The 21,409-nt window shown below is 50.4% G+C and carries 16 protein-coding genes; all 16 read right to left on the bottom strand.

Annotation, left to right across the window (positions count from 1 at the left end):
• Positions 1–305: 305 nt before the first annotated feature.
• The 16 genes from nikC to ABEW73_RS19425 all read right to left on the bottom strand — a co-directional run bounded on the left by nikC (position 306) and on the right by ABEW73_RS19425 (position 21,395).
• On the bottom strand, positions 306–1,202 hold the full coding sequence (gene nikC, locus ABEW73_RS19350) for a nickel transporter permease (protein WP_430166133.1): 897 nt from the start codon (positions 1,200–1,202) through the stop codon (positions 306–308).
• A gap of 12 nt (positions 1,203–1,214) precedes the next feature.
• The gene (locus ABEW73_RS19355) at positions 1,215–2,219 is read right to left on the bottom strand and encodes an ABC transporter permease (protein WP_430166134.1); all 1,005 of its coding nucleotides are present in this window, start codon (positions 2,217–2,219) and stop codon (positions 1,215–1,217) included.
• A 38-nt stretch (positions 2,220–2,257) separates the two neighbouring features.
• Positions 2,258–3,922: an ABC transporter substrate-binding protein gene (locus ABEW73_RS19360; RefSeq protein ID WP_430166136.1), complete on the bottom strand. Its 1,665-nt coding sequence runs from the start codon at positions 3,920–3,922 to the stop codon at positions 2,258–2,260.
• Between the two features lie 126 nt (positions 3,923–4,048).
• Positions 4,049–5,047 (bottom strand): ABC transporter ATP-binding protein, encoded by a 999-nt coding sequence (locus ABEW73_RS19365; RefSeq protein WP_430166138.1) that lies wholly within the window; start codon positions 5,045–5,047, stop codon positions 4,049–4,051.
• Positions 5,044–6,033, bottom strand: a complete 990-nt coding sequence (locus ABEW73_RS19370) for an ABC transporter ATP-binding protein (RefSeq protein WP_430166140.1) — start codon at positions 6,031–6,033, stop codon at positions 5,044–5,046. Before ABEW73_RS19370 ends, ABEW73_RS19365 begins: the two co-directional genes overlap by 4 nt.
• A gap of 453 nt (positions 6,034–6,486) precedes the next feature.
• The gene (locus ABEW73_RS19375; protein WP_430166142.1) at positions 6,487–7,464 is read right to left on the bottom strand and encodes an N-acetylglucosamine kinase; all 978 of its coding nucleotides are present in this window, start codon (positions 7,462–7,464) and stop codon (positions 6,487–6,489) included.
• Positions 7,465–7,502: 38 nt separating this feature from the next.
• Positions 7,503–8,285, bottom strand: a complete 783-nt coding sequence (locus ABEW73_RS19380; protein WP_430166144.1) for an SDR family NAD(P)-dependent oxidoreductase — start codon at positions 8,283–8,285, stop codon at positions 7,503–7,505.
• Between the two features lie 185 nt (positions 8,286–8,470).
• Positions 8,471–9,208, bottom strand: a complete 738-nt coding sequence (treR, locus tag ABEW73_RS19385) for a trehalose operon repressor (protein ID WP_430166145.1) — start codon at positions 9,206–9,208, stop codon at positions 8,471–8,473.
• Between the two features lie 64 nt (positions 9,209–9,272).
• Positions 9,273–11,030 carry a glucose PTS transporter subunit IIA gene (locus ABEW73_RS19390; RefSeq protein ID WP_430166147.1) on the bottom strand — a complete coding sequence of 586 codons (1,758 nt, stop codon included), beginning with the start codon at positions 11,028–11,030 and terminating at the stop codon, positions 9,273–9,275.
• Between the two features lie 46 nt (positions 11,031–11,076).
• Positions 11,077–11,172: a PTS transporter subunit EIIB gene (locus ABEW73_RS19395; protein WP_430166148.1), complete on the bottom strand. Its 96-nt coding sequence runs from the start codon at positions 11,170–11,172 to the stop codon at positions 11,077–11,079.
• Positions 11,173–11,198: 26 nt separating this feature from the next.
• Positions 11,199–12,914, bottom strand: a complete 1,716-nt coding sequence (treC, locus tag ABEW73_RS19400; RefSeq protein WP_430166150.1) for an alpha,alpha-phosphotrehalase — start codon at positions 12,912–12,914, stop codon at positions 11,199–11,201.
• Between the two features lie 238 nt (positions 12,915–13,152).
• Complete coding sequence (locus ABEW73_RS19405; protein WP_430166281.1) at positions 13,153–15,573, bottom strand: glycoside hydrolase family 95 protein; 2,421 nt, start codon at positions 15,571–15,573, stop codon at positions 13,153–13,155.
• 26 nt (positions 15,574–15,599) lie between these two features.
• Positions 15,600–17,318, bottom strand: coding sequence for a right-handed parallel beta-helix repeat-containing protein (locus ABEW73_RS19410; protein ID WP_430166152.1), 1,719 nt, complete (start codon positions 17,316–17,318; stop codon positions 15,600–15,602).
• 75 nt (positions 17,319–17,393) lie between these two features.
• Positions 17,394–18,539 carry an SGNH/GDSL hydrolase family protein gene (locus ABEW73_RS19415; RefSeq protein WP_430166153.1) on the bottom strand — a complete coding sequence of 382 codons (1,146 nt, stop codon included), beginning with the start codon at positions 18,537–18,539 and terminating at the stop codon, positions 17,394–17,396.
• A gap of 152 nt (positions 18,540–18,691) precedes the next feature.
• Positions 18,692–20,359, bottom strand: a complete 1,668-nt coding sequence (locus ABEW73_RS19420) for an extracellular solute-binding protein (protein ID WP_430166155.1) — start codon at positions 20,357–20,359, stop codon at positions 18,692–18,694.
• Positions 20,360–20,489: 130 nt separating this feature from the next.
• The gene (locus ABEW73_RS19425) at positions 20,490–21,395 is read right to left on the bottom strand and encodes a carbohydrate ABC transporter permease (RefSeq protein ID WP_430166157.1); all 906 of its coding nucleotides are present in this window, start codon (positions 21,393–21,395) and stop codon (positions 20,490–20,492) included.
• Between the last annotated feature and the right edge of the window lie 14 nt (positions 21,396–21,409).

Consider the following 21,409-nt stretch of genomic DNA (forward strand, 5'->3'; position numbering starts at 1 on the left):
AACCTTGATGGTCTCCAGATAGAAAGCCCCACACTTGAGCTATCACTCCTTTCCGAAGAGCATGGTATTTGCGATCCTCAACTCCACATATAAGGTATCATATCTTGCCGTTTTTTTTAGTATAACTATACGACAATTCATATATAAAATTACGACATCATTGAAAAATAGCAATGAAAGGCACAGAAGCTGCCTTTCATCGCGTTTTAATCATCAATTGTTTACCTCACCCTTATCCCAAACTCAAAGCCTAAGCGTCTCCTTCGAGGCCGCAGACTATAACGTATCTCCTCCCCCATCCGGTTTTAACTTTTCATGCGAGGATCCAACGCGTCGCGCAGACCGTCTCCCATGAGATTGAACGCGAGTACCGTCAGCATAATCGAGACTCCTGGAAAAACCACCGTCCATGGAGCCGTTGCAATAAACTGGCGCGAATCGGACAGCATTTTCCCCCATTCTGGAGCGGGGGGCTGGGCACCCATACCCAGAAATCCAAGTGCCGCAGCTTCGATGATCGCGGTCGCGATCCCCAGTGTGCCCTGCACGATAATCGGTGTCAGGCTGTTTGGAAGAATATGATGCAGCAGTATGCCGCGGTTCTTCATCCCTATCGCCTGCGCGGCGGTAATGTACTCCTCGTTCTTCAAGCTAAGAACCTTGGCGCGCACCAATCGACCGTAGGTCGGTATGTTAACGATGGCAATCGCGTATAACGCATTTTGCAGCGAAGGTCCCAGTATGGCGACGATAGCAATGGCCAGCAGAATACTTGGAAACGCAAGCAAAATATCAAATATACGCGAAATGATCATATCGATCCATTTCCCGTAAAAGCCCGCCAAAATCCCAAGTAACGTACCGAGGATGATAGAGCCCAATACGGAAAATGTACCAACCCACAATGAAATCCGTGCCCCATACAGCACTCGGCTGAGCAAATCCCGCCCCAGATCATCCGTACCAAACCAATGCTCCGCGGACGGGGGCTTTAACCGATCCGCCAACTCCTGTGCTTTATAATCATAGGGTGCGAGAAGAGGTGCGATTAGGGCAATTACAATGAACAACAAAATCATGAACAGTCCGATCATCGCCATTTTGTTTTTGCGAAATGCTGCCCACGCATCCTTCCAAGGTCCGGAAACCTTGGCCGCGGAGATAGCAGGGCTGTCGTTTGTTTGCGCTGTAACCTCTGGCATGGTCTCCCCTCCTTACCGGTAGCGAATACGAGGATCTACTGCTGCGTACAGCAAATCCACAATCAGATTGATGAGAACAAAAATAAAGGCGATGATCAGGATGCCTGATTGAATGACAGGATAATCACGTGAACTGATCGCTTCATAGATGTACCGCCCGACACCCGGCCAGGCGAAAATCGTTTCCGTTAAAACGGCCCCGCCTAATAATGTGCCGGTCTGCAACCCGATGACGGTAAGCACCGGTATAAATGCATTTTTCAGTGCATGCTTGTAGACGACAAAAAACTGGGACAGCCCTTTGGCTTTTGCGGTTCGAACATAGTCGGAATTCATGACCTCCAGCATGCTGGAGCGCGTCATTCTGGCGATCACCGCCATCGGGATTGTACCCAGCGCCACGCTTGGCAGGATTAGGTGTTTGACGACCGTCCATAATTGATCAAAGCGTCCGGATAACATGCTGTCAAGCAAATACAAATTCGTAACAGCTTCAACCGGATCCCGCTGATTCATTCGACCGATTGAAGGGAGCCAGTGCAGCTTCAGCGAGAATATCCACTGCTCCATTAACCCGAGCCAAAAGATGGGCATCGATACACCAATGAGTGCAATCAGCATACTGATGTAATCAAACCACGAGTTCTGTTTCCATGCGCTGATAATTCCCGCATTGACGCCAAAGAAGATGGCAAAGGCCATGGCAGCAAACGTCAACTCGGCGGTTGCCGCCAGGTAAGGTGTGATCTCTTCGGCAATCGGCACCCGGGTTCGGATGGATTGTCCGAGGTCGCCTTGAAGCAAATCCCCCATATACGTGAAATACTGCTGGTACCACGGATTATGAAGTCCAAGCTGTTCACGAAGCGCTTCCTTGGACTGTTCCGTCGCCTTTTGCCCCAGAATGGTCTCCGCCGGATCTCCCGGGATCGCATGGATAATGGAAAACACAATCATCGTCATCCCGATCAGAACAGGAACCATAATGAATAATCGCTTTATAATATAGGATTTCAAAATAAGTTCACCTGCCAAAGACGTTGTCGTACAGCCTGTTATTCAAAATAGACGTTATAGTAATATTCTGTACCCGTAGGAGCCGGCACGTATCCCTTCACATTTGCTTTGGCTGCAAGCAGCGGTGTCGTATGCACGATCGGTACCCATGGAGCATCCTCTTTAATGATGCCTTGGGCTTGTTTATATAACTCCTCGCGTTTAGGTTGTTCGGTTTCTTTTTGCGCGGCGATCAAAATTTCATGAAGCTTGTCGTTGGCATAATAGCTGTAGTTATTGGACGGAATGGCGTCTTTATCAAGGAGCGTGTACAGGAAGTTATCCGGATCGCCGTTATCACCGGTCCATCCGAGCATGAAGATGTCGTCTTTTTCACCGGCCTTCAAATCATCCAGATACGTCGCCCATTCAGGGGAATCGATTTTGACCTTTACGCCAACTTTCGCAAAATCAGCTTGTATGACTTCAGCTACCTTTTTGCCATCCGGCATGTATGGACGAGGAACCGGCATGGCATAGAATGTGTACTCGTCCGGCAGTCCGTCTGGATAACCGGCTTCGGCCAGCAATTGCTTCGCTTTCTCTAAATCGTATTCATACTCCTGAATGCTGTCGTTATATCCCCACAGGGAAGGCGGCATCGGATTTACGGCCGATACGGCTTGTCCTGCGAAGAAGGCGTCGATAATCGCTTGTTTGTTGACGGCATGGTTTAAAGCTTGTCTAACTTTCACGTCGTCAAACGGCTTTTGTTTAGTGTTGAAGCCGACATACCCTACGTTATTGGAAGGTCGCTCGATTTTTTGCAGATCCGGGTTGCCTTCAAGCGTGGCCAGATCGTCCGGGCTCAAATCCTCCATCAGATCGATTTCCCCGCTTTGCAGCGCATTGAAGCGTGCGGAGTTGTCGGGGATCGAACGTACAATCACTTTATTCAATTTTGGAAGCCCTTCTCGCCAATAGCTTGGATTTTTCTCCAGGGTAATCGAATCATTGCGCTTCCATTCTTTGAAGACAAAAGGCCCTGTGCCGACAGGTTCATTTTTGAAACTATCTTTTTTCTCCTGTATCGCGGCAGGACTGGCAATCCCGAAGGAGGTCATGGCAAGATTTTGCAAAAACGGTGCCTGCGGTTGGTTCAACGTAAATTCGACGGTATGGGCATCGACTGCTTTTACTTCCTTGATAACCCGTTTTCCGTCGGGGCCGAACATCGAGTCATAATAGTCAAAAGAATCTCCCTCATATTTGTATTCACTCTTTGGATCGGACCAGCGGGTAAAATTGAAGACGACGGCATCGGCATTAAATTCGGTATCGTCATGAAATTTAACACCTTCGCGAAGTTTGAATGTGTACTTCAGCCCATCTTCGGAAACCGTCCAGCTTTCGGCCAATGATCCTTGAACCTCGGTTGTTCCTTCCTTGTACTCCAGCAAAGAGTCAAATACCTGGTGCGTAATTTTGAGCGATTCGCCGTCGGTTACGATGGCAGGGTCAAGGGATGCGGAATCTCCGCCCCGCCCGACGATTAACGTATCCTGTGAAGCCTGTGACGCGTTATTCGTTTCTGTCTTCTCTCCCGGCTCGGTTCCCGTTGCACCATTATTACTGTTGCCCTTACTGCCGCTGCATCCGGCCAGGACCACAACGGTGCACAACATCAATACCATAACGAAACTGCTCCATCTCTTCACTTTCATATTCTGGCTCCCTTCTTTTTTAACCGAATATTCATTTGTTTATATGAGGCCGGACATACTTGTCCAGCTATAAACCAGTTCGAAGAAAGTGCATTTACAACGGCAAGAACATGCAAGACGAACGGATTATATCGCTTTTTCCCCTGCATCCGGTCCAGAGAACAAATGGCAAGCCGTCAAGTGGCCGGGCTCCGTTTGCATAAGCTCAGGGCGCATCGACCGGCAGATATCCATCACCCACGGGCAACGTGTGTGGAAAGCACAACCTACAGGCGCATTCGCCGGACTAGGTACCTCTCCTTGCAAAATAATCCGCTGAGGTTTTATGTCAGGATCAGGCTCGGGTACCGCGGATAAAAGCGCTTTCGTGTATGGATGCTGCGGGGTGGCATAAAGCTTGTTCTTATCGGCAATCTCTACGATCCGGCCAAGGTACATCACGGCTATACGATCGCAGATGTGTTTCACTACGCTCAGATCATGAGCGATAAAAATGTAAGTAAGGCCAAACTCCTCCTGCAAATCCTGGAGCAAATTGATGACCTGCGACTGAATGGACACATCTAACGCCGAGACGGGCTCATCTGCAACGATCAGCTTCGGCTGCAGCGACAAAGCCCTGGCAATGCCAATCCGCTGCCGCTGACCGCCAGAGAATTGGTGCGGGTAACGCTGGAGATGGCTGTGCGTCAAGCCGACCACATCAATTAACCGGCTGATGATGCCTTGTCGTTCTTTTGCATTCCCTACTCCATGCACGATAAGCGGTTCCTCCAATATCCGCTGGACAGTATGACGCGGATCCAGGGAAGAGAACGGGTCTTGGAAGACGATTTGCATATCCTTACGCTTTTGCCTCAGCGCTTCCGGGGATAATAAGGTAATATCCTGTCCATCAAACCGAACCTTACCGGAGGTCGGCTCGATCAATCGGAGCAGAGAACGCCCAGCAGTAGATTTACCGCATCCGCTTTCCCCGACCAACCCAAAGGTCTCGCCCTGCAACACGGAAAACGAGATGTCATCAACGGCTTTCACCACTTGCTGCTGGGATTTTGTGAACCACCGCTTTCCCAAGGGATAGTACTTTTTGAGATGCTCCACCTGCAGTAACGGCTCACTCATATGACTTCCTCCTTTGGCGATTGATGCAGCCAGCACCGGCAGCTGTGTGAAGATTCGTACTCTTTCAGCTCTGGCAGCTGTTCCGTGCAAAGCGGCATCACATCCTGGCATCGCTCGGCAAACCGGCAGCCCTTCATCCTGGTATTCAAGATCGGGACGTTGCCAGGGATGGAGAATAGCCGTCTATGCTGCTCATTCAACCGTGGAACCGACTTGATAAGCCCCCGGGTATACGGATGAAGCGGTTTCTTGAATATATCAAGCACACTGCCTTCCTCCACAACCTTGCCGGCGTACATAACCGCAACGCGATGGCACATCTCAGCCACGACTCCAAGATCATGCGTGATCAGCATAACCGCGGTTTTATATTCCTCATTCAAGCCTCGGATCAAATCCAGGATCTGTGCCTGAATCGTCACATCCAGCGCAGTCGTCGGCTCATCTGCGATGAGCAACTCCGGATTACAGGATATCGCCATGGCAATCATCACCCGCTGCCGCATTCCGCCCGACAATCGGTGGGGATATTCATCAATGATCGCCTCCGGCCGTGCAATGCCCACCTTTCTCAACATCTCTATCGTATGTACGCGAGCGTTTTTCTTATTGAGACCCCGGTGCAAAGAAACGGTTTCCCCAATTTGCTGTCCTACTGTAAACAGCGGATTCAGCGACGTCATCGGTTCCTGAAAAATCATGGAGATCGCATTCCCCCGAATCAGACGCATTTCGCGTTCCTTTAGCGGGACAATATCTTGTCCCTTGAAAACAATCGAACCACCGGTGATTTTGCCAGGAGGCTGTGGAATCAGTTTTAAAATCGATAACGATGTCACACTCTTGCCGCATCCCGATTCACCGACAACGCCAAGCACTTCGCCAGGCTTAACATGTAGGCTCACACCATCCACGGCTGGAATTTCACCGCGATCTGTAAAAAAATGTGTGCGCAAATCCTGAATTTGCAAAATGGGTTGACTCATATCACTGCCTCTTTTCTGTCAGAAGATAGATTTTGCAGCTCACCGATTCAATAAGACAATTTCGGATTACAAAACCCAACGGATAAAACGAAAACGATCCTAACTGGGAGTGAGTTGGTTCGCAGGATTCGACTTATACTTCCATGTCTCGTTACCTTTCGACTAAAATCAACATTAAATTGAACTTCGGTCAATTAACATGTCAATATTTCTGACGCAAAACCAAATATAGTGCGTTTGATATGTTACTTTACATCATTTTTCTAGGATATACAAGAAATATTTACTATATTTTCAATGTTATGTGCATGATAGGTCTAGCAAAAAAACTTCATCTGATAAATATTTCATATCATGATTAATCTCTCTCTCTCCTTCGTTTGCTGAGAAAATAAAAAAAAGCATTTGATCAGAGATCAAATACTTTAAAACTTAAATTCATTCGTAGAAAACCTACCATGAAGCGCGGGGGTGTCCGCGCATAGAGTCAATCGTATGTAAATCAACGGGTACACCCAAACTTTGAAGTGCCTTTAACACCGCACCGGAGACGGCCGATAACTCAGGAGGTTTATAATCATATTGTTTGTTTTTACCGGAATGCAAGCTATCCACAAACTTTGATTTCATGTAAGTGCAGTTCATGACGCTTCCGATCCCTGTTACCGTTACGCAATCCGAATGGAAGAAGGATCCTAGAATCTCGACGCCGACCATGATTTGCCTTATGGCTTCGTCACATACAATCTGAGCCAATTGGCTGCCGGACTCCGCGGCGTTCGTAATGATAGGGGCCAATTCACCGAACTTCTTGTTACGCTCCTTATGATCTGCAATAAATCCTTGAGCCGCCAAGTCACGAAACTGAGCCATATTCTCAACGTTCCAATAAGATTGAATATTTCGAACCATTTCTTCATCCGATCGTTGAATATTCCCGGCTAGAACTTGATAGACAGCATCATAAGACAGAAATCTAGCTGCACTGGCGGCATAATGATGGAAGTCGATATTCTTGATTGGCATCTCTTGTTCTGTTATAGCAAGAATCATGGACCCTGTCCCCGATACCACAACAATGCCAGGCTTTCCCATGAATGCACCTGCATGCGCAACAACCGAATCATTCACATACCATTTCGGGCAATGAAGCCCTTCAACATCGGTCAAGCGGGTAACCCAATCCAAATCTTGTTCGGACTCGTAACCCGCTATTCCCGCACATAACCCTTTCACTTGATCCAAGCTGCAACCCGCAATGGTAAGCGACGATTGAATGGTTTTTTGAACATTTTCGTGCGCGTTGCTATCTTTATGAATTGAGGAGGCTCCACCAACGGCATAGGAAAGTATATTTCCCGCCAAATCACTGACCATGACGCGAGTTTGCGACCCTCCCCCATCAATGCCAATGACTACGTCATGACTCATATCCAAAACCCTCCCGTGTTATTTTCATTGCTAACGGCTTACAAAGCCGGAGCTGAACCCCCATCAATATTAATTGAAGTTCCAGTTACATAGGAGGCACCATCGGATGCCATAAATACGATAACTTTTGCCGCTTCTTCCGTGTTTCCAATACGTCCGAGCGGAATCCTGTGGCGCGTGTCCCGTGCGTACTGTTCCCATGTGAGTCCAGGTTCTTCCCGTTTCCATCGCTCTTCAAGCTGTGCGCTGCGGATCATACCAATACATACGGTGTTAACTCTGATATGGTCAGGCGCCAGATCGTGACTCATGGCCTTGGTCATAGCCTGCCCCGCCGCTCGGCTGACGCTGCTGGGCATGGATGCAGCAGGCGGCGTCTTGGCCCAGGATGTGGTAACATTAATAATCGCACCTCCGCCGGACTCCCTCATATGAGGGACGGCTGCACGTGCACATCGAATCGCGCCAAACAGCTTGAGATCCAGATCCGATGCCCATTGTTCGTCACCGATCAGCTCAAATGGCTTCGCAGCGGCGGTTCCGGCATTATTCACCAGAATATCAAGCTGTCCATAATGCTGTACGGTATCGTTCACCGCTTGTATGCAATCCTCGATTTTTGTGACATCCGCTGCTATGGTTAGCACTTCGACATCCGCTGCTTGCTGGATATGGTCTGCCGCAGTCTGTAACTGCTCCTCATCCCGTGCACAAATAGCAACCTCGGCACCTTCGAGCGCAAACATCACCGCGGTTTCAAGGCCTATGCCCCTGCTCCCTCCGGTAATCAATACGACCTTTCCTGTCAGTCCCAAGTCCATGTTCTATCGGCTCCTTTACCTTGTTTTATCAGACAATTACTACTAAAATAGCTTCAACACCGAGGAGGAGTTTTCCTCTTTCCTGCTTCGTATTCTCCGAATGCACTGTCCCGTTAGCTAAATCCCCGAAAGCCTGTTTAGGACATCAAAAAAGCCGCGATGAATTCGCGGCTTCATGATCACTTCTATTGGTCTCCAAAATCATGATTGGATTCTCTTCTTGCAAAATCAACGAACTGAAACTTATCCAATCGATGCCTCGATTCCGTATACTGGAAGAGTGTGGTATCTTCCAAATGAACGTATCCCCGGACTACGACAACATGGGTATCGTTTCCAAGATCCATATAGGATTGGTCCATCGTTGTAGCTCGTTCAACGGAAATTATTTTTTTCGAGTAGCTAATTTTCAGATGAAGCTCTTGCTCCAGGTATTGATAGATCGAATCCCCGGTAATATCTCTCGATAAACCCGTTGCGATGTCGGCAAGCAAATAATCGATATCGAGAATGATGCGCTCCCCTTCGATTTCCCTGGCACGGATCACCCTCCATACAAGCCGATCCGGTTGAATTTGAAGCTCCTTCGCTATACGCTCCCCGGCCGGAACACATTCCGTCTCATATACAAGCGTTCGGCTCTTTCGGCCTAACCGTTCCGCAAGCTCTTTATAACTGACGAGCCCCGTTACCGGGAAGTTCATTCTTCCTGTATCCAGCACAAATGAACCTTTGCCTTTTACCTTGTGAATATAACCGTTTTGAGCCAGCAAATTAAGTCCCTTGCGAACGGTTTCCCTAGTGATTTGATAGGTAGCCGCGAGCTCGTTTTCCGAGGGCAGCTTGCTGCCGGGTTGGAGAGCCCCGCTTTCAATTTGGTCGGCATAGTCTTTGTAAAGCGTCCAATAAATGTTGTTCGTCATCCCTTTATCACCATCAGCTATTGTACCATTTTCCAGCAGCCATTACATGTTACATAGGAACCTGTCAGATTCCATTACCAAGAGTCACTTGAAGCACTCGCGTTTCACCCGGAAACGCCTCGCCTTCATATTCCGTAACCTTCTGAATCTGTTCCTGGCCGTCGGGAATAATGATCGGCGTAATGACGGGTAAACCGGCTTCCTGAATCCGATTCATATCGAATTCAAGCAGCAGCTGCCCTTTGCTTATCTCGGCACCTGTTTCCACGTGAGCCGTGAATCCCTCTCCCTTTAAGGAAACGGTATTGATTCCGACGTGAATCAGGATCTGGACCCCGTTCGTATCCGTCAAAATAATCGCATGTTTGCTCTTCTTGATCAGATGCGCGACTTGACCGTCAAACGGAGCGTACACTTTCCCTTCCGACGGGATAATGGCAATGCCTTGACCCATCTGATTCTCGGCGAAAGCAGGGTCGGGTACCTCAGACAAGGAAACCACCTTCCCTTTGATAGGTGCCATGATATCTACTGCGGCTTTTTGTGCAGTTTCCGTAAATGGACTATTCTCTGTTTCCGATGCCTCGAATGACTCAGATTGACGACTGTCGTTCGATTCCATCATTACTGCTTGATCACTTGCAACGTTGCCGGCAGCATTCTCTATCGCTGTATGTCGATGCTGCTTGGACAACTGGTAACGCCCGAACAACAAGGTCCCCGTGAACGGAATGACCAATACAATTGCCATGCCAATGAAGAAGACGCCCCACTGGTTAGGGAATATGGACAGGAATCCCGGAATGCCGCCCACGCCGATCGACGAAGCCAGAACGTTGTTCACGGCCAGCAGCACGCCGGCCATCCCGGATCCAATCATACCGAAGATAAACGGATACTTGTGACGAATGTTGACCCCGAAGATGGCTGGCTCCGTTACCCCCAAGAAGGCGGAGATCGAAGATGTAACGGCAAGTCCTTTCGCCTTCTGTTCCTTCATAATAAACATCATGGCTAGTGCTGCGGCACCTTGCGCAATATTTGATAACGCCAGCATCGGCCACAAGAACGTTCCACCTTCACTGCCGATGAGTTGAATGTCCACCGCAAGGAACGTATGATGCATCCCCGTAATGACAAGGAGTGCATACAGTCCGCCGTAGATCAGGCCACCCAAGGCTGCAAAGGAATCAAAAATGCTGACAAGACCTGAAGTGAGGATGTTACCAATGGCAAACGTGATCGGTCCCACCAGAATGAATGCAAGGAACCCGGTCACGAGCAGAGCTACTGGCGCCACGACAAGCAGCTTAATGGAATCGTGCACCCGTTTGTTCAGAAACTTCTCGATTTTGGCCAAAATATAAGCGGAGACGAGAACAGGCAGCACCTGGCCTTGATAACCGATTTTCTCCAATTCAAAGCCGAACAGATTCCAGACGGGAACCGTGCCTTCCAGCTTGGCATCCGCATATTGATAAGCGCTAAGCAGATCCGGATTTACCAGGATCAGGCCTAGTACAATCCCAAGCAGCGGGTTGCCACCAAACTGTCTTACTGCCGACCATCCGATGAGGACGGGCAGGAAAGTAAAGGCGGTGCTTGCAATCAGATTTATAATGGAGGCTACGTCTGCCCACTCGGGATGGACCTGAATCAACGATTGTCCTGCATAGAAAATACCCGGTCCCGTAAGCAGATTGTTAATGCCGAGCAGCAAACCTGCCATAACAATCGCCGGCAGGATTGGAATGAAAATATCCGCAAGCGTCTTGATTGCTCGCTGCAGTGGATTTTGCTTCTTGCTCGCAATGTTCTTCACTTCATCCTTCGATACTCTCGCACCGCCGGTGATGTCCATCATTTCATTATAAAAGGGTTACGCAATGCGTAGCGGCTTCGATATTGTCTTTTCCACCGACTGCCTCGACAATACGCTCCACGTGTTTGCGATCAATGGCCATAGCTGTACGCTCCTGACATTATGAATTTAGTTGTTATGAATAAGCCACATATAGGATGCATACGGTCGAAGTGCAACCGTTGGAGTAAGCTCGGGTTCTTCCGTTGTGTTGCCGATTAGCAGCTGAGCCGTTCGGATTTCTGTCAGATTCACTATCTTCTTCTCGGGAAGTTCGAACGATACGTCGCGATCACTGAAATTGGAAATCACAACAAGCGTCTGCTTCTTGTTCCTTCTGGCATAAGCATAAATTTCGGGATGGCCTTCATCCAGGCGAGCATATTCACCGTCCGTCATCACCGGAATGTTCTTTCGCATTTCAATCAGCTTCCGGTAATGATGATAGATCGAATGCGGATCTTCCACTTCGGATTGCGCATTGATCAGCGGATATCGCTCATCGATCTTGATCCAAGGCGTCCCCGTCGTAAAGCCGGCTAGATCGCCGTCATTCCACAGCATGGGCAATCTGGAGTTATCTCGAGAGCGTACCTTGACGATGTGGGCAGCCTCCTCCGGCGTTTTACCCTGTTCCTGGAGAATCACATACATGTTTAAGGATTCAATATCCCGAAACTCGGATATATCATTCCAGTTCGGATCAGGCATCCCAATCTCTTCACCTTGATATACATATGGCGTGCCTTGCAATCCGTGCAGCGTCGTAGCCAGCATCTTTGCACTTTCCGTGCGGAATTCACCATCATTGGTGAACCGGGTCAGCGCGCGCGGCTGATCATGGTTGTTCCAGAACAGGGCGTTCCAGCCGCCCCCCTTCTGCATGCCGGTTTGCCAATCGGAGAGCACTCTTTTCAACTCCTCGAAATCATAAGGCTTGAGCTCCCATTTTTGCCCGTTGGGATAGTCTACCTTCAAATGGTGGAAGTTGAACGTCATGGAGAATTCGTTCTCCTGCGGGTTCGAGTAACGAACGCAATGCTCTAGGGTTGTGGAGGACATCTCACCCACCGTAACGAGATTGTAAGGCTTGAACACTTTTTCGTTCAATTCCTTAATGTATTCGTGCACTCTCGGTCCGTCCGTATAAAACCTGCGTCCATCTCCGGGTGCTACCGAACCGTCATCATTCGGATACGAGGGATCTTTCGATATGAGATTGATGACATCCATCCGGAATCCGCTTACTCCTTTGTCCGCCCAAAAGGTGAGGATATCCACGACCTCCGCACGGACCTTCGCGTTCTCCCAATTCAGGTCTGCCTGCGTTTTGTCAAAAAGGGTCAAGTAATATTGCCCGCTCCCTTCATCATATTGCCATGCCGGGCCTCCAAACTTGGATTGCCAGTTGTTGGGCGGTCCGCCGTCTTCCGCGGGATCCCGCCAGATATAATAGTCTCGATACGGGTTATTGCGAGAAGACACCGCTTCTTTAAACCATCGGTGCTCGGTCGAAGAATGATTCACGACCATGTCGATCATCAGATGCATGCCTCTTTTTTTCAACTCAGCCACAAGCTCGTCGAAATCGTCCATCGTCCCATATACAGGATCTATGCTGCAATAATCGGCAACGTCGTAACCGTTATCATTTTGCGGAGAAACATACACCGGCTGAAGCCACACAATGTCAATGCCAAGTCCCTTTATATAATCCAGCTTCTCCATGAGCCCGCGTATATCGCCGGTGCCTAGGCCGGTCGTGTCGTTGAAGCTCTTCGGATATACTTGATAAACCGTCGACGTTCTCCACCAATCTTGAGACTGGGTTTCTGGGTTCAACATGAAACTTCGTCCTCCTCGTCATCTTGTATATACAGGTTGTATATAGGAAAATCATTAACATGTATATACAGGTTGTCAACCATTTAACAATTAATACCCACTTCGTGGACGTTTCGACTACAAAAATAACAATTTAATTGGAATTTTCTTCTGCTTCCACGTAAAAAAGACTCCTTAATGGAGTCTTCTTCAACTTCGAATTGTACGGGTACAATCGAAAAGGTATGCATTATGCCGATCAAGCCTTGGATTCCCCAGCCGGTTCCCTGACCAGCCGATAGGTGATCCCCTGTTCTACTGCAAATGAATGCACATCTTTTCCGGAGAGCTGTACGGGAATCCGGGCTTTACCTTGGTAAACCTCAATCCAATCTCCATGGCCTACGTCTACGCTGCACATATTGCCATACCGGGACATGATCTCTGCCTCCGTCAGTCTTCCATCCTTCCAGCGAATGTTGACTTCATAACCGCCTCGTGCCCGGAGTCCACGTACCTCACCTTCCGGCCAAGCATCCGGCAGAGCCGGCAGCAGCATGAGTACGGTGCGATGGGACTGCAGCAGCATTTCCGCTATTCCCGCTGTAGCCGCGAAATTGCCGTCGATCTGAAAGGGGGGATGCGCTCCTAATAAACTCGCATACACACCTCCGTGCTCATAACGCTCCGATTCGCCGTCCCTTACCAATCTCAGCATGTTATTTAACAGTCGCAGCGCTCGGTTGCCATCCCCGAACCGGCTCCATAGCGCAACGCGCCAGCCCAGGCTCCAGCCCGTGCTTTCATCCCCGCGCCGCTCCAAAGAAGTTCGGGCTGCTGCAAACAGATCAGGGCTTTCTTCCCCAGATAGCTGCCGTCCAGGATAAACCCCGACCAGGTGGGACGTGTGCCGATGAAATATGTCCTCATCCTCAAGGTCATGAGACCATTCCTGCAGCTGTCCGTATCGGCCGACCTGCAGTGGCAGCAACCGTTCCCGTTTGTTGCTCCATTCCTCCCGGAGCTCCTCATCCAAGCCGAGAATGTCGGCCGCCTCCATGCAATTGGTGAACAGCTCCCATATGAGGGAAATATCCATGGTCGCCCCTTCGCTGATCGCAGCTGTCCCATCCGACGTGCGGAATTTATGCTCCGGTGAGGTCGACGGAGATGTCACGAGATGACCTTCGTTGTTTTCTATAAGCCAGTCCAAAGCAAATAAGGAAGCTTCCTTCATGATAGGATAAGCAACTGCGCGCAAATAGGTTTCATCGCCCCTAAATGCGTAATGCTCCCATAAGTGCTGCGTCAGCCAGATTCCTCCCATCTGCCAAAGCGCCCAGGAAGGATCGCCGTCCCCGTAATTGCCGACCGGAGCGGTATGGGCCCAAATATCCGTATTGTGATGAACGGTCCAGCCCCGGGTACCGTAATGGACGGCGGCGGTTTCCGCACCGTTTACCGACAGGCTTCTGATCAGCTCCAACAGAGGCTGATGGCATTCCGCCAAATTGCATACCTCCGCGGGCCAATAATTCATTTCCGCATTGATGTTCAAGGTCCAATTGCTGCTCCACGGCGGACGGGTTGACGCATTCCATATTCCCTGGAGATTGGCGGCTTGCGTTCCGGGTCTGGAGCTTGAAATCAGGAGATAGCGGCCATAGTGGAACAGCAGCTCGACCAGGCCTGGATCCCGGGCACCGAATTGCTCGATTCTCATCTCCGTGTCCATATCCTCGGAAGCCAGCGTCTCGCCTAATCGGAGGCTTACGCGATCATATAGGCTGCGATAATCGTTGATGTGCCGCTCGCGCAGCTCTGTCCAAGAGTGGCTGCTTAAAGCTTCCATACTAGCCGCAGCTTTAGCAGCGGCGGCAGCCGCCGGGTGGTCTCCGCCATCGCGGTGACCGGGAATTTGGTCAAATCCGTTGAAGCTGGTGGCAGCGGTGAAGTAAATGACCGCTTCGCTCGCATCCAGTACATGAATGCCAGCTGCGTCCACCGTAACGCGGCCATCGGTTTCAGCCACGGCCAGCCGACCTTCGAAAGCCATGGCGGCGGTATGTTCCGGATGACCGTAACGTATAGGACGATCAGACGACACGTAGCTGGGCTCGACGCGTTCCGGTGCAAATCCCGACATGGAGTGCATATCTTCTTCGATCTTTACGGTATAGCGCAGCGGACTTTCCAGATGTGCATGCAAGTTCAGAGCGCCAGGAGCGCTTGAGGTTAACCGCAATGCAATCATCTGGTCCGGGCTGGACGCGAAGCATTCCCTCGTATAGGATACCTCTCCGATACGGTATTCCGTTCGTTGAACGGCATTAGCGATATCCAGCGTTCTTCGGTAAGAATGAAACACGCCTCCATGATCAAACCTGAGGCATAAGTCTCCAAACGGGAGGTAAGATTCCGTATAGGGCCCCATCATCTTGCGCCCTAGCTGGTCAGCCTCCGAATAACGTCCCTGGCGTATCAGCTCCCGGATCACCGGCAGCGCATCCCGGGCTGACGGGTTGTTCCAATCCCTGGGATAACCGGACCACAGCGTATCCTCGTTCAAGCTGATCGTTTCACGCTCCACGCCGCCGTAGACCATGCCTCCAAGACGTCCGTTGCCGATCGGCAGCGCTTCGGTCCAGACTGACGCCGGCTTAACATACTGCAATTTCATATTTTCTCCCACTCGCTATGCCTCCCTTATTTCAAATCGTCATACTCCAAGTCATTACACGAAATATCCGTTCCCATGCAGGCTTCCAAATGGACGCGTTCGTCCGTACGGATATTCCCTGCAAGGCCGTGCTTTTCCTGCATCCGAATCACGTTATTTTTGAATATCAGTCCCTCCGTGCTTCTAGCCATTAACCAATCTTCCCCGGTCGTTTCAAAGCGGTTGCACGCGATCCGAATGTTGCTGTGAACGGCTGCATGATTATGTTTATTCTCCGGCGCAATCCGTATCACGGCATGTCCGGGACCGCCGCAATTCACAAACCGGTTATCCACGATGCTCATATCCGTTACGGCGCCGGATTCATACCAAGATGATGCATCCGCTGCGACCAGTATCGCGCTCATCTGCATGTTCAAAAAGGTGTTATCCCGAATCACGATCCGCCGCGGTGTCGTGGCCAGAATTCCGCGCGTGGGAATCCGGGCGAATGTATTGCCGACAATTTCGACTTCCGGCGTCCAAGTCACATTTTCAAGCACGTCCCTCACTCCGACGCCCGCAGGAACCGCGTTTTCCAATGTAAGCAGCAATTCGCGTGCTGACTTCATACCGACAGCAGCCACACGTCCGAAAGCGTAGGCGTTCAGCGTATCCGCATCCACGAATGCGACCTCATCTCCTGGCAGAAAGGCCAAAAATCCGTAGGTCTGCGGATGCATAAACCTTACAAGCAATTGATGGGTAGCCGGTCGATCAACGATCCGAAGGTAGGTGCCGTGGACATTGATCGCATCATCATGCGCTCCTGCAAACCGGCTATTCCGGATTGAGACCTTCCCCCTGCAGCCCGACAAGTGGATGAAATCCGCAAAGCCCGCCACCGTGCGGCCGGTCTCCGGACGCGGCGTCAGATCCAAGCGTTCAAAGGTCAGATTTTCACTGAACTGTCCAACCACGCCCAATCCATGCATGAAATGTATGCCCACGTTGCTTAGCGTCACCCGGGAGCTTCCGGTGATCAGCATGCCAACCTGGTCCCGAATGCCGTCGCGCATTTGCACGATCGTACCGGGAGCCATATGCGGGGAAGCTTGGTTTCCAAAATGAAACCGAAGCCGACGAGGGGACAGCTCCTCTGTATGTAACACCCGTTCCAGCCAATTATCCACGCGCCAGGCAGCACTCAAATCTGCACTGCATAACTGCATCGGCCCTTCACGAAAACGCCAGCCTTCCCCAACCCATTCGAATTTACCGTCTACGCAATCATAGCAAGAATCCGGGTGAACGGACGCCTCAAGGTAAGTTTCGCCGCACATATCCACCGTCATTTCGGTCACGGTCGGCGCGGCGTAATCCCAGTGCAGGTTGCGGATTTCAATATCCGTGCAGCCATCAAGCACAAGCATCGTCTGCTTCCCGTGAAAAATAAACAAGGCGCCGTTCCCTTCAAGCGTCACATGGTGCAGATCCTTAAGCCATATCCCGATCGTTTTGGTCACATCCGGCTTCTCTTCCTCGCTGGCTGTATTCGATATATAATACGCCTCCCGAACGGCGGATTGAGGATAAAAATGATAGCACCCCGGCGGTATGTCCAGAATGACCGCGCCTTCCATTTTCCTGACGGCTTCTATCGCGCATTTCATAGCAGATTGCGCATCCGGGTTATTCGGGTCCTCGTAATCCCGTAACGAAAAGACGATCGGAGTTGTTTTGTCTTGATTTCCAGGAAAATGCAATAACAACACCTCCATCACTAATAGCAGCTATTTTCGAGCTTGGTATAACAATCGCAGGAGTCCCGTCGATTCCGCCTAATTCGCAAGCAGCTTCAGCACGCGCATGCCCGTACCCTGGCTTCGCTTATCCTTAAGTCCAGTGTTTCGAACCATGATCGAGATCGGCCCGCGAACATGACGTCTCGGAAAGTGTACGCTGACTGGCCGATAGGCGTTCAAGCACCACTCGTCGAAGGGATTGACCCGTACGAAGAACCCGCCGTTGATCGAGTATTCAAAAATTCCGGTGTCGGGTCCGCATAGCAGCAGCAGTCCGCCGCTTTGTCCTTCCACAGTGAACGTAAATGAAGCGTTCGGATGATCAGCGTACCTGTGCTCTGTCGCATAACGCCAATTCATTAGCTTTGAACCTTGCGGCAGCTTCCGGATATGATAATCCCCGGTATAATCGGCAAGCTCAAATGGGAGCATGTCGGCATGTTCGTAATTCCCCGTCATCAGCGGTTCTTCGGGCAAAGATTCGCAGTGATCGAGCATCAAAGAATCAGGCTCGGTCGACAGCAGCTCATTCAAACCTCCTCGCAAAAAACCGGCGTAGAGCTCATGCCCGTCATCATTCGGATGATACCCATCAGGCGCAAGCGATGCCCACACGGCCTCACCATTTTGCAGCATGCGATAGATCCCGGCAGCAAAATCGACGGAAGAGATGCCGTAATACTCGGCCACTTCTTCGTGAGCGGCAATGGGATACGGCCGGATACAGGTCAAATTTCGATCCGCCCCGGTATAAATGAAGCATATATCCGTGCCGGGGGACAGACGCCGGCATTGGCGGACAATTCCCTCCATTCCTCTGATGGATTCCTTCCGGTCATTGCCGTCATTTACGCTGAATTCCACGAATAGCAAATCGATATTCTCAACGCGCAGCACATGCTCGCGAAGGCGGTGGGCTCCGAGCGTCGAATCCGTCCCCCCAACCCCTGCGTTAATGGAGCGAATCCGCGATTTTCCGAAGCGGTCTCTTAAATAATGAGCCGTTAAGGCCCTCCAGCTGGTCTTATCCGCCGCTGAGGCACCGGCTCCCTCCGTAATGGATCCGCCCAAAAAGGCAACCGTAACCTGGGCTTCCCTTGCAATCTTGGCCTTCACATTAGGCAGCCCTCGGCGATGAACGATGAACGCGGCACGATCTGTACCTTTGTTATAATCGGACATATGATAACCTACCCTCGTAAAATTCCTATTTCTTTTTGCTAGTCACCCGTAAAACAGAGAAAATACGGAGTGGCCGATCTCTTTAGACCGGCACCCGCATATGGATATTCGAATGGCTCCATAGTCAGCCGCAGCTGTGAGTTGCCCTTCTATTATTTGGCAGATTGATCGTAAGCCGTCTGCAGAATTTCAAGATAACGATCCAGTTTCAGATCCTGCAATCCTTTGACGTAAGCGTCCCAATCCTTGTTCAGATCCTTGTTGCCGGTAATGAATTGCAGCTGGTTTTGCTCAATATAGTTTTTAAGGTTGGTTTGAAGCATGCTGGCTTCGTCGATGACGCTCGGATCGATCCAGATCGACCAGATCGGAAAGATTTCCTTCGGCTCATGTCCTTGATACAGCAGCGAAGCATTGTACAATCTGCGCTCATAGCCATCAGATGCATAAATGTCGGTTCCCTGCACCCAAGTATCACGGTACTCCTTCGGCATATAGAAATGGCCCATTCCGCTCCAACCCGCATTGTGCGGCGCTTCGCCTTCTTTCGCGGGAATCGATTTAACCATCGGCGTCACGCCTTCTCCAAGCGCTTTATCGCCAGGCTCGGGGTCTGTCCAATCGATTCCTTTCATACCGGTTCCGGCATTGGTTTGACCCTCCGCCGTAAACATGTAATCCACCATCTTGATCAAAGCAATGCGGGCTTCTTCACTGGCTTTGTTGGTGATCACGAATTTTGCGCCCGGTGATACGCCCCCCGCATCATGGGTTGCGTATGAAATTCCTTTCGGCCCGCTTAACGGCGGAAGTGGATTGTAATGCGCCGAGCGGGTGTTGCCCGGATCGATGTTTATGAAGATGGCCGGATGCATGCCGGCGCCGGCGCCGAGAATTTCAGCATCCGCATTTTCACCGATTTTCTTGAACGCCTCGGCATTTTGCGTAAATGCGCCGGGATCGATCAAACCCTCGTCATACAACGATTTGATATAGGCGAGCCCTTCCTTCCATTCCGGCGTGATCGCGGCGGACTCTACCTTGCCGCCATTCATCATCAAGTAGTTTCGGTCGTCGTCGTAAACGAAGCTGTTCATCAAATAAGGGATGATCCGTACGCCGAAATCCTCCGTTGAACCGCTAAGGGGCACCTCATCCGCTTTACCGTTGCCGTTCGGGTCCTTCGTTTTGAATGCCTGCAGCATGCTTCTGAATTCCTCGGTCGTTTTTGGTTCCTCGAGATTCAGTTTCGTCAGCCATTCGGTATTGATCCACATTTTGTTAGGATAGGAGCAGTGAAAACATTCCGTGTATGCGCCTAGCCCGTAGATATTCCCATCCGGGGCCGTAACAAGCGCCTTCATCTCCGGTGTAGCTTCCATAGCCGCTTTAATGTTCGGTCCATACTGGTCAATCAGGTCATTCAGGGGAGCGAGTACTCCCTGTTGTCCGTATTTGAGCACATCGGCTTGGGAGAATTCATCGATATAATGCGTCAACAGGTAAGCATCCGGATAATCGCCGCTGGCCAGAGAGATCTGGCGTTTCTCCTTGGCGCCGTCGGAGGGATTGATCTGCCATTTGAATTTGATGTTGAACTGTTCCTCCATATGCTTAGTGAATTTGTTGGCCGGAATATCGATGCCTGATTCCTGTACGGCAAAAACGCTGATTTCCACGGGTTTCGAGCTATCCGTGCTGCCAGGCGAGCTTCCGCCCTGCGGGCTGCTGGAGCTTTCTGTATTTTTGCCCGAGCAGCCTGCCATCACGATGCTGCTCGCCAATAGCAGCATGAACAAACTTAATAGGCCTTTTTTCAAATTGGATCGCTCCCTTTTTCATTAAAATGAACACGTAAACGTCTAGCTTCGCACGTAAAGAGAGCATCACCTCCCTTCCATCATAAGATCAGGATCGCTTTGCGGAATTCGGCGGTCACCTCGAAAGCGATCAGCCTTTCACAGAACCCACAAGCATCCCCTGTACAAAATAGCGCTGCACAAACGGATAAATGACCAGCACAGGCAGGGTGGCAACCACGATCAGTGCATATTTCAGGAGCTCGGCAAGCTGCTGCCTCTCAACCATGGCTAAAGCATCCATCGTCCCGGAACTGTTATTCTGTATGATGATGCTTCGAAGGATTAGCTGAAGCGGAAACAGGTCGGCACTTTTCAAATAAATCAACGCATCGAAGTACGCATTCCACTGGCCTACCGCATACATGAGCACGAGCACGGCCATTATCGGTTTCGATAGCGGAAGGACGATGCTCCTGATAAACCGCATATCACTGCAGCCGTCCATTTCACTGGCTTCCTGCAATTCCTCCGGAATGGAGGATTGAAAAAAAGATCTGGCGATAATCACCTGCCACACCCAAATGGCATTGGGAATGAGCAGTGCCCATCGGGTATCGATCAGATGAAGCTCCCGCACGACCATGTAGGTCGGAATCAATCCTCCGCTGAATATCATGGTAAACGTAATGATCATCATCAACGCGTTACGTCCAAAAAACGACCTGCGCGACAGCGGGTAAGCAATCATGATGGTCAACACGACACTGATCATCGTGCCGGCCGTCGTATAGAAGATCGAGTTGGCGTATCCGGTCATGATCTCAGGCGTTTTAAAGAGGACCCGAAAGCCTTCAAACGAAATATCGACCGGCCACAGCCATACCCGGCCCGAAGTAACGGCCCCCGGGCTGCTGATGGAGCTGCTGATGATGTAAATCTGCGGATACAGGACCGCAATAACGACCAGAAACAGAACGATGTATACCGTTGTCAGGAAGATGCGGTCGCCTGCGGACTCCTTGATCTTTCTAGTACCTGTTTGTTGAACTGCCATGCCCTAACTCCTTC

Source organism: Paenibacillus lautus (genome assembly GCF_050482385.1).
Lineage (GTDB): Bacteria > Bacillota > Bacilli > Paenibacillales > Paenibacillaceae > Paenibacillus_AQ > Paenibacillus_AQ lautus_B.

Excerpts from the sequence above, each read along its gene's own strand:
- nikC (WP_430166133.1), bottom strand. The coding sequence starts at position 1,202 with ATGCCAGAGGTTACAGCGCAAACAAACGACAGCCCTGCTATCTCCGCG.
- ABEW73_RS19360 (WP_430166136.1), bottom strand. The coding sequence starts at position 3,922 with ATGAAAGTGAAGAGATGGAGCAGTTTCGTTATGGTATTGATGTTGTGC.
- ABEW73_RS19365 (WP_430166138.1), bottom strand. The coding sequence starts at position 5,047 with ATGAGTGAGCCGTTACTGCAGGTGGAGCATCTCAAAAAGTACTATCCC.
- ABEW73_RS19370 (WP_430166140.1), bottom strand. The coding sequence starts at position 6,033 with ATGAGTCAACCCATTTTGCAAATTCAGGATTTGCGCACACATTTTTTT.
- ABEW73_RS19375 (WP_430166142.1), bottom strand. The coding sequence starts at position 7,464 with ATGAGTCATGACGTAGTCATTGGCATTGATGGGGGAGGGTCGCAAACT.
- ABEW73_RS19380 (WP_430166144.1), bottom strand. The coding sequence starts at position 8,285 with ATGGACTTGGGACTGACAGGAAAGGTCGTATTGATTACCGGAGGGAGC.
- treR (WP_430166145.1), bottom strand. The coding sequence starts at position 9,208 with ATGACGAACAACATTTATTGGACGCTTTACAAAGACTATGCCGACCAA.
- ABEW73_RS19395 (WP_430166148.1), bottom strand. The coding sequence starts at position 11,172 with ATGGCCATTGATCGCAAACACGTGGAGCGTATTGTCGAGGCAGTCGGT.
- treC (WP_430166150.1), bottom strand. The coding sequence starts at position 12,914 with ATGTTGAACCCAGAAACCCAGTCTCAAGATTGGTGGAGAACGTCGACG.
- ABEW73_RS19405 (WP_430166281.1), bottom strand. The coding sequence starts at position 15,573 with ATGAAATTGCAGTATGTTAAGCCGGCGTCAGTCTGGACCGAAGCGCTG.
- ABEW73_RS19415 (WP_430166153.1), bottom strand. The coding sequence starts at position 18,539 with ATGTCCGATTATAACAAAGGTACAGATCGTGCCGCGTTCATCGTTCAT.
- ABEW73_RS19425 (WP_430166157.1), bottom strand. The coding sequence starts at position 21,395 with ATGGCAGTTCAACAAACAGGTACTAGAAAGATCAAGGAGTCCGCAGGC.